This is a genomic window from Acinetobacter sp. YH12096, assembly GCF_013419215.1.
GTDB lineage: Bacteria > Pseudomonadota > Gammaproteobacteria > Pseudomonadales > Moraxellaceae > Acinetobacter > Acinetobacter amyesii.
Map to the genome: position 1 here is coordinate 16,724 of NZ_VPAM01000023.1, position 12,915 is coordinate 29,638.

Annotated in this window: 12 protein-coding genes; 3 read left to right on the forward strand and 9 right to left on the reverse strand. The window is 39.6% G+C overall.

The genetic code is table 11. The features are described from left to right. Window positions 1-45: 45 nt before the first annotated feature. Window positions 46-942, reverse strand: a complete 897-nt coding sequence (locus FTU36_RS10735; RefSeq protein WP_180117843.1) for a sulfite exporter TauE/SafE family protein — start codon at window positions 940-942, stop codon at window positions 46-48. 389 nt (window positions 943-1,331) lie between these two features. Here FTU36_RS10735 and FTU36_RS10740 point away from each other — a divergent pair, with 389 nt between their 5' ends. Next, window positions 1,332-1,592, forward strand: coding sequence for a helix-turn-helix domain-containing protein (locus FTU36_RS10740; protein ID WP_180009501.1), 261 nt, complete (start codon window positions 1,332-1,334; stop codon window positions 1,590-1,592). Window positions 1,593-1,698: 106 nt separating this feature from the next. Beyond that, complete coding sequence (gene lpxB, locus FTU36_RS10745; RefSeq protein WP_180117845.1) at window positions 1,699-2,871, forward strand: lipid-A-disaccharide synthase; 1,173 nt, start codon at window positions 1,699-1,701, stop codon at window positions 2,869-2,871. Window positions 2,872-3,241: 370 nt separating this feature from the next. Here lpxB and FTU36_RS10750 read toward each other — a convergent pair whose 3' ends face one another. Then, window positions 3,242-4,192, reverse strand: coding sequence for an AraC family transcriptional regulator (locus tag FTU36_RS10750; RefSeq protein WP_180117847.1), 951 nt, complete (start codon window positions 4,190-4,192; stop codon window positions 3,242-3,244). Between the two features lie 181 nt (window positions 4,193-4,373). Here FTU36_RS10750 and FTU36_RS10755 point away from each other — a divergent pair, with 181 nt between their 5' ends. Further along, complete coding sequence (locus tag FTU36_RS10755) at window positions 4,374-5,579, forward strand: alkane 1-monooxygenase (RefSeq protein WP_180117849.1); 1,206 nt, start codon at window positions 4,374-4,376, stop codon at window positions 5,577-5,579. Between the two features lie 459 nt (window positions 5,580-6,038). Here the strand turns inward: FTU36_RS10755 and FTU36_RS10760 are convergent, their stop codons facing one another. From FTU36_RS10760 to FTU36_RS10790, 7 genes are all read right to left on the reverse strand, one after another. Then, window positions 6,039-6,983, reverse strand: coding sequence for a phosphatidate cytidylyltransferase (locus FTU36_RS10760; protein ID WP_180107193.1), 945 nt, complete (start codon window positions 6,981-6,983; stop codon window positions 6,039-6,041). Further along, window positions 6,983-7,633 (reverse strand): 1-acyl-sn-glycerol-3-phosphate acyltransferase, encoded by a 651-nt coding sequence (locus tag FTU36_RS10765; RefSeq protein ID WP_180117888.1) that lies wholly within the window; start codon window positions 7,631-7,633, stop codon window positions 6,983-6,985. Before FTU36_RS10765 ends, FTU36_RS10760 begins: the two co-directional genes overlap by 1 nt. Window positions 7,634-7,694: 61 nt before the next feature. Beyond that, on the reverse strand, window positions 7,695-8,123 hold the full coding sequence (locus FTU36_RS10770; RefSeq protein WP_180007868.1) for a hypothetical protein: 429 nt from the start codon (window positions 8,121-8,123) through the stop codon (window positions 7,695-7,697). Continuing rightward, entirely contained in the window at window positions 8,120-9,472 is a 1,353-nt protein-coding gene (locus FTU36_RS10775) for a phosphatase PAP2/dual specificity phosphatase family protein (RefSeq protein ID WP_180117851.1), read from the reverse strand. The genes FTU36_RS10770 and FTU36_RS10775 overlap by 4 nt, the downstream gene beginning before the upstream one ends. An 18-nt stretch (window positions 9,473-9,490) precedes the next feature. Continuing rightward, window positions 9,491-11,245 (reverse strand): bifunctional alpha/beta hydrolase/class I SAM-dependent methyltransferase, encoded by a 1,755-nt coding sequence (locus FTU36_RS10780; protein ID WP_180117852.1) that lies wholly within the window; start codon window positions 11,243-11,245, stop codon window positions 9,491-9,493. 47 nt (window positions 11,246-11,292) lie between these two features. Continuing rightward, complete coding sequence (locus tag FTU36_RS10785; RefSeq protein ID WP_168378667.1) at window positions 11,293-11,928, reverse strand: CDP-alcohol phosphatidyltransferase family protein; 636 nt, start codon at window positions 11,926-11,928, stop codon at window positions 11,293-11,295. A 90-nt stretch (window positions 11,929-12,018) separates the two neighbouring features. Further along, entirely contained in the window at window positions 12,019-12,912 is an 894-nt protein-coding gene (locus FTU36_RS10790) for an acyl-CoA thioesterase II (protein WP_180117854.1), read from the reverse strand. Window positions 12,913-12,915: the final 3 nt, after the last annotated feature.

Below are 12,915 nucleotides of genomic sequence, written 5' to 3' on the forward strand. Positions count from 1 at the left end.
GATCAATAAGTCTCTGAAAAAAAAGTGATGAATCGGGCAGTTAATTTAAACCTGCTGACTATTCACTGTCGGTGCGATCAACATTGCAGTTGTTGGTTTTTCGACAGGTTTTGATTTTACTGGATTAATGATGAAATTCATGCCTAAAACAAACAAGGTAATGCCTAAGACTTTACGAATGACTTTTTCAGGTAAACGTGAGCTGATTAAAGTTCCGACCACAATTGCAGGAATAGAACCCACCAATAACCAACCCAATAAATGAAAATCGACATTACCTGAGCTCATATGACCCAAGCCTGCAACCAGTGTAAGAAGCACGGCATGTACGACGTCAGAGCCGATAATACGAATCATCGGTAAGTTCGGGAACATAAGCACCAAAGCCATAATACCGAAGGCACCTGCACCAACAGACGATAGAGTAACGAATACGCCTAAAATAATCCCCATGATGATGATATATGCACGCTTATTTTTAGCTTGGAAATTGATACGCTCCAGATCAGCACTCATATCATCCAACTGATCAGTTTTTCGAAATTTATTAAAGAATTTTTCGATATGACCACGGAAAATAATTGAGATCCCAGTAATCGTCAGCATAAAACCTAAAAACATGGTTAAGACGGTTTTGTAATGTGTCGATTGGCTCAGAAAGTTTTCAAGTACCCAATGGGTCGCAAAAGACGCAGGGATACTGCCGACTGCAAGCCAAATAACAATGGTCCATACAATATTCATTTTACGTGCATGAACTAAAGAACCACAAAATTTTGAAATTGCGGCATATAGTAGGTCTGTGCCAATCGCAATATGGGGTTCAATTTTATACAGGCTGATCAGGATCGGGGTCATCAATGAACCACCGCCAACGCCGGTAATACCTACGCAGAAACCTACAATTACACCTGCCAGAATGAACTCTAAAGGACCGACCATCGCTGAATGCCAAATATCAAAAAACGTGCATATCTTATGACTAATTGATATAAGTCGTTGTCTCGATTAGTGATTTGCTTGTGAAAAAAATAGATAAAGAGTGGTTTTAATTTGGAAAATAATGGATTTTAAATAAGCTAAGTTATTGATTTCGGCTTTCTCACGTGGGGGATAGTTCAAATGGAGATTATGCTGCAGTGAAATCATGTATTAAGAATATAAAGGAGTGACGATCTGAAAATAGATATCCAATGTCTAAAACGCACCGTAGATTTTATATTCCTAATCTTCAATTTGTTATTTATCGATATAGGCGACTGTGAACTTAAAGTCCATTCCTGCAAAATCTAATACTCCTTAAAAAGATAAGGTTTCGCCATTATTCCAATATGAGTAGAAGGACACTGACCAGACATTTTAAACATGCAACAGGGCTGCCTATTGTCACTTGGTTAAACAATGAAAGACTGCGATATGCGGCTGAATTGCTTGAAGTGACAGATTATTCGATTGATAAAATTGCGGAAAGCGCAGGTTTTAATACCGCAGTGCTATTTCGTAAATTGTTTAAGAATAAATACGGCACAAATCCGAACCATTGGCGGAAAAATTTTAATCAGCAGCTAAATAGCAGTGATGAATATTCCTAAAATGTTGAATTAAAAACGTGCAGCTTTTTTTTGGAAATCTATTAACTTTGTGAAGGACTCGTATAGAATCTATAGCTAAAGAACATTGAGTTAAAAGGACAGACTTTTGCAAAATCGGAAACTGAAAATTGGCATCGTGGTTGGGGAAGTATCCGGGGATACATTAGGCGCCAAGCTTATCCGCAGTTTTCGAGAGCAAGGGATTGATGCGGAATTTGAAGGCATCGGCGGTCCGCAAATGATTGCAGAAGGTTTTAATAGCTATTATCCGATGGATATTTTATCGGTAATGGGGATTGTTGAGGTCTTAAAAGATATTAAAAAACTCTTTGCTGTACGCGATGGTCTGGTTGAAAAATGGACTGAAAACCCTGTCGATGTTTTTGTAGGGATAGATGCACCGGATTTTAATTTGCGTTTATCTAAGAGCTTAAAGCAAAAACAGCTACCAATTAAAACAGTGCAATATGTCAGCCCTTCTGTGTGGGCATGGCGACAAGGCCGTGTACATGGCATCAAGGCGAGTATCGATTTAGTCCTTTGCTTATTTCCTTTCGAAAAAGCGTTTTTCCAAAAATGGCAAGTTCCGGCTGCATTTGTCGGACATCCATTGGCAAGTCAGTTGCCTTTAGATAATCCACTCGTTGCGGCTAAACACGAGTTAGGCTTAGATGAGCATCAAAAACACATTGCAGTACTTCCGGGCAGCCGTCGCGGTGAAATTGAGCGCTTAGGGCCTTTGGTACTGTCCGCCGCACAGATTTTGACGGAGCAGCATCCAGACTATGTGTTCCTGATTCCTGCAATCAATGATGCACGTAAACAGCAAATCGAATTGTTGCTCAAGCAGTACCCTGAAGCATTACAAGCCAAAGTTCGCTTGATGGAAAACAACGATACCGAATCTAAAATTGGCCGTCAGGTGATGAACGCATCGAATATTGTCGCTTTGGCTTCGGGTACAGCGACTTTAGAAGCGATGCTTTTACACCGTCCAATGGTGACCTTTTATAAGTTAAATTGGCTGACTTACCATGTGGTGAAATTGCTGATCAAAATTCCGTATTATTCATTGCCAAATATTATTGCGGGCAAAAAGGTGATTCAGGAACTCATCCAACATGATGCAACGCCTGAAAAATTAGCAGCAGAAATTGAAAGCTTGATGGATGTTGAAAAATCGCAAATTCAAGTGATGCAGCACATCACCATGCATAAACAACTGCTTTCAGGCAACAGTGAAAACCCTGTGGAAGCGATTTTAAAGCTTTTAAATTAAATAACTGATGTTACGCAGTAACATCAGGAGCGTAATTTAATTTAAATAAAAGTATGATACACGGTAACGTCATCCGCAACTGTTCGACGCAGGACTACTTCTAATCAAAAAAGTTTTTGCGATACTTTGAGTAATTTGACGCTAGTGAACGAGTTTTGTTGGTGAGGTGCATTGCACCGTAAGATGGTTTCCTTGCGAAGCTTCGCTTCTCATTTTGCCGAATGAGAAACAACGTTTCGTAAGAGTACCTCCAGCCGAAGGCTAATCCCTTTATTCAATCCCTAGATGTAAGACTCCGTCGAATAAAATTAAAAATCATTTTAAAAATGCAAAATTACTTTTATGTGCGTAACGTCAGTTAAATAAACCTCTAAGGTGACTCAGTTTTTGCGAGCTGATGCTGCTGTCGATACTGGCTCGGTGTGAAATCGTAAAACTTTTTAAAAGTTTGGCTAAATGCCGTTTCAGATGAGTAACCTATACGATGGGCAATTTGCTGAATAGTGAGTTGCCCCATTTGTAAGTGCTGTGTTGCCAGTCGCAAACGATGTTGCTGCAAATAGGCGAGTGGTGATTCACCGAGCATTTGAGTAAATAAACTGGCAAATTTAGAACGCGACATACAACATTGTTCTGCCAAACTTTCGACGGTCCAAGCATGCTGCGGTTGTTCATGAATCGCGGCCAAAGCGTTGGATAATTCAGGATGACTCAAGGCATGCAACCAACTGCTTGAATCTGACAAGGCTGCAATATAATCACGCACACATTCGATAAATAAAATACTCACCAAATGATCCAAAATTTTGTCACGGCCTGGACGGATCTGATGCGCTTCAACGGCCAGAAAATGTAAGCCAATTTGCAACCATTCCGGTGCGGTACTGCTCATGATATGTGATGTATGTAACAGCGTGGGGAGGGCATTCACTAAAGGCTTTGCCATAATGCTGTCGACATGTCCACGGATCGCTAGTACAAATAATTCTTCTGCTTCATGAGATTCGGCAGAATTTAATTCAATGGTTTTATTTCGTTGCTCTTGAAACAGTGGCGTGATGTTTATTGATTCGACCAAGACATCAGACTGTATAGATTTGCAGTGGTGGTTTTGCCCTGAGGGAATAAGGCAAAGATCGCCAGCTTCAAGCAAAACCTGCTCTTGATCTATATGCAAAACACACTGACCTTGAATCACCACATACGCAACCATGGCATTGTGATCTTGAAAATGAAAAGCCCAAGGATGCTTTGATCTCAAATAAATATATTCAGATCGGTGGAGATGAATATCATCAAAAATTTTACTTAAAGCATCCATATTTCAAATATTTACTCATATCAATTTTGTATTTATAGATGGTCACTATGTGCTTAAAGGTCAACATTTATCCTTAAATGCCAAAGACGATCACATAGTTTTTTTGGACGCTTAAAACTGTTCTGGCTGCCCATATTTTACGAATATAAACACAGAAGAAGTAATTAGGGAAGTCTAGCGCATGAATGCACCAGTAAAATTAAATGAACAGCAGCTCGCTCAGTTAGAAAGCAAAATCGGTAGTGTTTTAGATAAAAAACGTTATGGTTGGCTATTGAGTCCAGGTTTACCAGTCATTGGTATGGGGATCTTGGCGGGTTATCATTTTGGTCCAAAACCGACAAAAAAACTATTTGCCATGGGCGGGCCGCTTCTACTGCATGTCATTATTCCTGCACTAGATGCACTGATCGGTGATGATGCCAATAACCCGACAGATGATGACATCAAAGTTTTAGTGAATGATCCCTATTATGATCGGATCGTCAAATTATTTATTCCACTGCAAATGGCAGCGAATGCTTTTGCTGGCTATGTGGTTACCCGTAAAGATGTTTCATTATTAGATCAAGTTCTACTTGGGATTTCGATGGGTGCCATCAATGGTGTTGGTGTAAATACAGCACATGAACTTTGCCATCGACCACATAAAAAAGACCATTATTGGGCACATGCGACTCTCGCGCCTTTGGGTTATAGCCATTTCCGCATTGAACATCCTTATGGGCACCATAAACGTGCGGCAACGCCTGAAGATCCTGCATCTTCAAAAATGGGCGAAACTTTTTATGAGTTTTGGTCACGCACTGTATTTGGTGGAATTAAATCGGCGGTGCAGATTGAGAAACAACGTTTAAAACGTAAAGGTTTAAGTTTCTTTTCGAAGGAAAATGAACTGTTTCATGGTTGGGCGATGAGTGCAGGTTTTCATGCCTCGATGCTGAAAATGTTTGGTAAAGGCGTGACACCGTATTTAGTTACACAGGCCTTTTATGGAATCAGCCTTTTTGAAATTATTAATTATATTGAACATTATGGCCTGAAGCGTGAGCAAAAACCGGATGGAAGTTATGCGCGAACCATGCCTGAACATAGTTGGAATAACAATAATATTGTGACCAATCTATTTTTGTATCAATTACAGCGACATTCAGACCATCATGCATATCCGACTCGTCCATTTCAGGCTTTAAGACATTTTGACGAAGCGCCAGAGTTGCCTAGCGGCTATGCCACTATGCTAATTCCTGCTTTAGTACCCTCTATTTGGTTTAAGATGATGGATAAACGTGTCTATGATCACTATCAAGGTGATTTAACTAAAGCCAATATTCATCCTAAACGTCGTGCAAGTATTTTTAAAAAGTTTGCAATTTCAGTCGTTTAAATCGAATACCTGATGAGAAGAATCCCAAGCTTGTTTGCTTGGGATTTTTTTATTGTGTGTATTATTAACCGATGCTACGCAGTAACATCAGAAGCGCACGTTGATTCAAATAAAAGAACGATACACGGCAACATCATCCGCAATTGTTTGAGACAAGACTTATTGTAATCAAAAATGTTTCTGCGATACTTTGAATAATTTGCCGCTAGTGAACTATTTTTACGGTGAGGAGCAATGCTCCGCAAGATGGTTTCCTTATGAAGCACGCTTCTCATTTTGCCGAATAAGAAACAACGCTTCGTAAGAGTATCTCCAGCCGAAGGCTAAGATCTTTATTCAATCCTTAGATGTATGACTCCGTCGAATAGACTTAAAAATCATCTTTAAAATGTAAAAGTAATTCTACGTGCGTAACATCATTTAAAATCCCAAATTTTCTGTTTAAAACTTAGTCATTTCTTAAGACCACCAATAGCGCAAAATGTGGAAAAAAATCGGTGCTGAAAAGCAGATGGAATCAATTCGGTCGAGCATGCCACCATGGCCTTGGATGAGCTGTCCCCAATCTTTTACACCACGATCGCGTTTAATGGCTGACATGACAAGTCCACCAAAGAAACCAAATATACAAACAATAAAACCAATACATGCAGCCTGTAGATAGCTAAAGGGTGTAAGCCATGACATAGCAACGCCTAATGCAGTGGCTAAAGCAATGCCTCCGATTAATCCTTCTACGGTCTTAGATGGTGAAAGTATCGGTGCGACTTTGTGTTTTCCAAATAGCTTGCCACAGACATATTGTAAGACATCGGAGGCTTGTACCACCATGATCAGCCAGATCGCTAGCCAAATTTTTTCACCTTCAAATCCGGGAAGTTTAAGATTTAATAGCGCAGGCACATGCGAAATACAGAATACGCTGATCATCAGACCCCATTGAATTTTTGAACTGCGCTCTAAAAATCGCGTGGTATCTTCGGCTTTAAGTGTAGCAATAGGGATAAGAAGAAATACATACAGCGGAATAAAAATAGAATATAGCCCGTACCAGTCGATATACACCAAGTAATACTGGTAAGGAATGACAAAATAAAAAGCGATCAGCAAAGGAAGATAATCACCGCGACGGGTTGGGAGCAAGCTGATAAATTCACGTAAAGCAAAGAGTGAAATCAACGCAAACAGCATCACAAAGGCGATTTTGCCTAATGAAATTGCTACACCAAGTACCAACAGCATGACCCACCATGCATTGATCCGTGCATTTAAATTGTCGATAACTGGTGCAGGTGCATAACCCGCTTTAAATTTTAGTATTGAGCCAATGGTTGAGGCAATAATCAAAATAACTGCAAAAATACCAAACAATACATAGGTCATTTGCGCATTGGTGAATTCCATTATTGATACTCCAATGCTTTTAATTTGAGTAATTCATCCTGAGCGTAGTTTAAAAACTCAGTTTTACTCTGTTCATTATGGGCTTCTAAAGGCTTACCAAATATAACGGTAGATAATAGGGGGAGTGGTATAAGCGCGCCTTTAGGCATGACACGTTTTAAATTTGAGATCCATACCGGTACGATTTCAACATCAGGAAATTGATTTTTGAGATGAAATAAGCCGCTTTTAAACTCTAATAATTCAACGTCATCATTTAAATTTCGAGTACCCTCAGGAAAGAAAATAATTGAGTCACCTTGCGCTAAAACGGTTTTGATCGGTTCTAAGGGATCTTGATTTTGCTCTCGATTTCGTTGAATAGTGACGCCAGTAAACGTATCTTGAATGAGAAAACGTCGAAAGCCATCTTTTAGCCAATAATCTGATGCTGCTACAGGACGGGTCCTCCGTCTGAGATCTGTCGGCAGTGATGACCAAAGCAAAATAAAATCGATATGGCTATTATGATTTGCATAATAAATACGCTGTTTCATAACCGGTTTGCACCCGACCCATAGACTCCGCGCACCCGTGAGCAGCCGCGCACCACGACGAGTGAGAAAGGCAATATAGCGAGCAATTGAACGGCTTAAAAAATTACCTTTCATTGGTGAGTGAGCATTCCCTGAAGTGTCTAATGGATTTGGCATGGTTTCAAATTATTGTGAATTATTTATACAGTAAAAATATGCAGATGAATGCGATGTATTGCAAGCAAAGCACAAAGATCTGCCATTTAAATAAAGCCAGACAACCTAATTCACGCAGCTCCCATGCGCGACCACATTTATTTGCAGGCATTAATTTTAGATTGATTAAACTTAAGTCCAACTCTTTGGTGGTTTGTTCAAGGTTTTGAGTTTGGCTGTATTCAGCGACAGTGGCTAAAAGTGCCGAATCAAATTTGATTCTCAGGCTTAAATAATGTTGTATTCCGAGCAAAACTAGACAAATTAATATATATAGCAAATCGAATAGCATCACATTACCAAACTGGATAATGAGCCAGAGCGTGAGGATCGCTGCTACATAAGCTGAAATGAGCAATCCAGTGGTGGATTGCAACAACTTTGATAGCACCACAAGTTGTAAATTCATGGTGCAAGTCCTTTAAGTTTTAAACGATAAGTATTTAAATGTTTTATTTGCGGTGTTTTAAGCACGACCCAAGGGCGGTTATGGCGAATAATCCTTAAAACATCTTCGACTGAATATTCAGGATGTTGTTTCAATAATAATGCGGCCACTACAGCACTACTTCGTGAATATCCCAAAGCACAGAAGACCAAGATGTTTTGTGCTTCATCACTTTTTTTAGAGTTCAATAATAGTTCTAAAGACTCTACAGCATGATGCAGCTGATTGGCCTGTAAAGGAATCAGGTCTAAACTCAAGTTTTGGGCATATGAGCACTTTGGATAAGTGGGCAATTCTGCGCAACAATCGAGTAAAGCATCATATTGTTGCATGACCTGTTTGGACGGATAGCGACCTAAATAAATATAACTCTGATTGATTTTGATGATTTTAGAATCTTCAGGATGGCGATAAGTCCAGATTCGGCTATTGATCCAAGCAAATACAAAGTAAGGCGCAAACAATATTTTTGCAGCAATGGTCATATCACCATGACTGAGTTTTTGAAAAAAATGGGGTCGATTGAATAAATATGCAAACGAAACTAAAAGCAGACTGCTTGCAGGATAGAGCAGCCAAAGCCACCAACCTTTTGCATGTGCGATTGCGCTACAAAATAAGGCAGCAAACAGATAAAGGATCCCGATTTTAATGTGCTTTAAGCTTAGCCGACTTTGTTTATTTTGAACCCATGGCGCAGAGCCAGCCATCGGGAATAGCCATAAACAAAAGGCACCGACCAATAAACCTGTTGGAATATCTATAAAATGGTGCTGCCAAGTGGTTAGAACTGAGAGACCAATCAAAAAGGACCAACCATCTACCAGATATTTTAGCTTACCTGTGCTATGCCGACGGAAAAAATCCCAAAGTATCACCAGTAGCACAATGTGCAGGGAAGGTGCTTGATTAAACGGTTTATCAAAGCCCATCAAGACATCAAACCACAGCCCGAAAAAACCTGTGAGTTCGGGGCGCTCAAAGCTAAAACGTAGCGGGAAAAGTAAAAAGCAGCTGATTGAAAGGATTTGTGCTGAAAATAGTCGCAGTACATGTTGTTTTAATTCAAACTTATTCCAACAAAGTAATAAAGACAAACCATAGAACAGATCAATCGACCAATAAGGCACAATACTCCATGGCCAAAGTGGAATATATTTTTCCCATTCAAAGACGATAACAGGTACGGAAGCTAAGCCCGCAGCGTATTGATTGGCAAAACCATAACTTAAGAAGAAAAAAGGTGCCAGAAATGTCAAACACAGTAGGCCGTATTTCCAAGTTCCTTTTTCAGTATCCAGTTTATGCATAAGATTGACCGTCCAAGCTTAAATTTTTTGTGCAACGGAAACGGTGAAAATACCAAACTCATCAATAACTTGATCGATTTTTTTGAAACCAGCTTGCTCAACTAATGTATCCATTTCTGCTTGTGAGCGTAAACGCATCACCCATGCATCTCCTTGGCGATGTGAGGTCAGGGCACGGGCGATAAACTCTTGTTGCGGATGCCAAATTTGACCTGTGTAGATGAGATAACCATCTTTCTCAATGGCCTGACTTAAGCCGGTTAAAGACTGTCTAAGCAAATCATTATCACTAAATAATTCGTATAAACCTGAGACCACGGCTAAAGTCGGTTTAGGTTCAACACTGGCTAGTGATGTGGTATCAAAGGCATCCGCTTCTACAAATTTGGCAATCTGGCTTAAACCTCTTTGCTCAATCATTACTTGACCTGCTTGTACATTGATCGAGCTATAGTCTCTAAGCAGGATGGATTCAGGATGCTCAGGCAGTTTTTGTACAGCATCTAAAATATATCGGCCATGGCCTGCAGCAATATCCATAATCCGTACCGCGTGTTGGTCATCATGTAACTTAGAAGCATATTTCGTTAATAGCGCTTCAATATTTTGTTTTCTAAGGCGAATGCCACGCCAACCAATCGCATTTAAATACTGTCGATCGATGATGTTACCAAGAGCATTTTGGCTTTCTGATTGATCTCGATAAACAAAATCTAAGGTGCTGCCAGAGTCATATCCTGTCTCTTCACCAATTTTTAAGCCCTTGGAAAAGAGACTACCAATTTTAAGATTTTGTTTGGTTAAGCTCCAAAATGCATGTTTTAAAGAGTGTTTTGGAAGCGTTGAACTTAAGGTTTCTGCTACAGCACAGCTCGGGCCAATTTTATCTGCATCTAAAAGTTTAGGTGCGGAATAGGGTTGTTTAAAACATTGTTGAATAAAGCGATGGATTTTATCTGTGGCGATTTTGCGATGTTTTTCACCCAAAGTATCATGATAAAAACCATCTAAGACGTGAAATTCCTTCAATGGATGAGGGAGTTTTTGATAAAACGCCAATTGCGGTTTTTGATGCACCACGAAGTCAGATCCTGAACATAAGACTTGAGTAGGAACAAAAATATTTTGTGCATCTTTAACGATTCGATCTGAAGCTGCGTATAGCCCCAGCAGCATCCGGACTGAAATGGCTCGAGCGATTTTTGGGTCTGTGTCATAACTTTGCGCACGTGCAGTATCGTGCGTCAACATTTTGGCTTTGACATAACTATTAATAAAAAAGTTGCCAGCGAATTTGTTGAGGAGTGTTAAGCCAGGTTTTGCAAAAGGCACATAGAGTTTGATGTCAAATGCAGGCGAGGCAAGGCATAAAGCACGAATTTTAGGGGCATAATCATGCACCCAGGTCGCGGCTAAAACAGCACCAACGCTTTGAGCTACAATTGCTATATTTTCTGATCGAATTTGGTAATTTTGTTCTATATGCTGAACAAAATATTGAATGTCTTGAACGCATGCAGAAAAGCTCGGTGCATCTCCTCGTTCACCAGGAGTATTACCGTGACCTCGCGCATCCCAAGCGAAAAAATCAAAATCAGGCAAATTCAATTCATTGACCAAATGCGCCATTCGTCCCGAATGTTCATGGCCACGATGAAATAAGATCACCGCTTTTTTCTTACGGTTGCTTTTTAAACTGCTATTTTCCCAATGTTGATAAAACAAGGATGTTCCATCATGGCTCGTAAAGGTATGCTGAGTATTGTTATACATTGTGTTGTTCTCAAAATAATGAATCGACTGACGATCTAAACTGAAATTTATTGTGGGTTGATAATGCTATTTTTAATGCGGTTATAAATCGTAATAAATAATAAAAAGATGGTAATAATCAAAATACTATTGCAGATAAGAGACAATGTATTTAAGCCAACATTCAATATAGAAGAGGTCACGATGATGACGCAGATGATGCTAAATACAAAAGCGCGGTCACTTTTTCCCATTGGACCATCGTAACGACGTTCTTGCCCCACTAATGGCGCCATCACACCGGTATATTCGGCAAGTATGGCGAGAAAACAGGTTAAAATAAGTAATTCAGCTTGAATAAAAGCAAAACAAATTAAACTAAAATAGAGTGCTGAGTCAGAAATCACATCACATAATTCATTATAAAAAGCACCGAGTTTGGATTGTTGGTTGAACTCACGTGCCAGCATGCCATCTATAGCATTGAAACCCATACGAATAAGCATCCACACGGGGAAAATCAACAGTAAAATGCCAATACCGTTGTGAGAAAAATAGATATAAATAAAAAATGCCACAGCTAGCGAAATGAACATTGCCAGTAGTGTTACTTGATTTGCTGTAATACCAAGATGATGAAGTGATTTAACCAAAGGTCGAAGCAGGTTTTGAAATGCAGGCTTAAGTTGGTAGATCGAAGGCATATTATTGTTATAGCGGTATGATTTGCATGAATTTTATACGCTTGATGCTTAACTTAACAAGAATTTGAATGTTAAAGATTGTCACAGGCCTCAATATTCGCCTGTATAACGCATTAGGTTTTCTTGTGTAGTACTTGCGACTAATTTTCCATCTTGCCACATTTGCCCATGACTAAGCCCACGTGATTGGGAGGTTCGGGTGGTATTAATGTCATAGAAAACCCAATCATCCACCCGAAAGGCATGATGAAAATACATCGAATGATCAAGGCTAGTTGCGAAGAGTTCAGGAGACCGATAATTTAAACCATGTGTTTTGAGCGCCGCAGAATATAAATTATAGTCTGAATAATATGCTGCAATGGCCTGATGTATATGAAGTTGGTCAAATTGTGCATCCAAGGCATCATGGAGTTTTAAATATTCTGCATATTGATTTTGATTTAAGACAGAAGCTTGACCGGAGGGTGGAAAATCTGTCAGCACGTATTCAATTGGTTTAGATAGAAGCTGAAAAGGCTGTAAAAATGTGGATAGATATTCAGGTGAAATAGATGATTGGATTTGCGATTTATAGAATTGCTCCTCTTTGAGCATACTTGGTGGAAACTGTTGGATCAGATCTGGTTCAGGTATTTGATACTCCATACCCGTTTCGTTATTCATATAGGACAACATCACCATATATATTGGTTTGCCATGCTGTATGGCGGTCAATTGTCGTGTAGAAAAACTATGGCTATCACGTAAATTTTCGACTTTAAATAATACGGGCTGATTTGCATGACCCGCAGAAATAAAGTTGGCATGTAAAGAGTGAAGTGGGAGTGTGCAGGTATAGGATGCACTGATTATGCTCTGACCAAGTAATTGTCCGCCAAAAATATGGTCACTAAACAGAGGTTTGCTCTGTGCCAAAAAGTAGCCCTGATCTTTGGGCACTACAGATAATAATTGGATGAGGTCTTGAGTCAGTGTTGTCATATT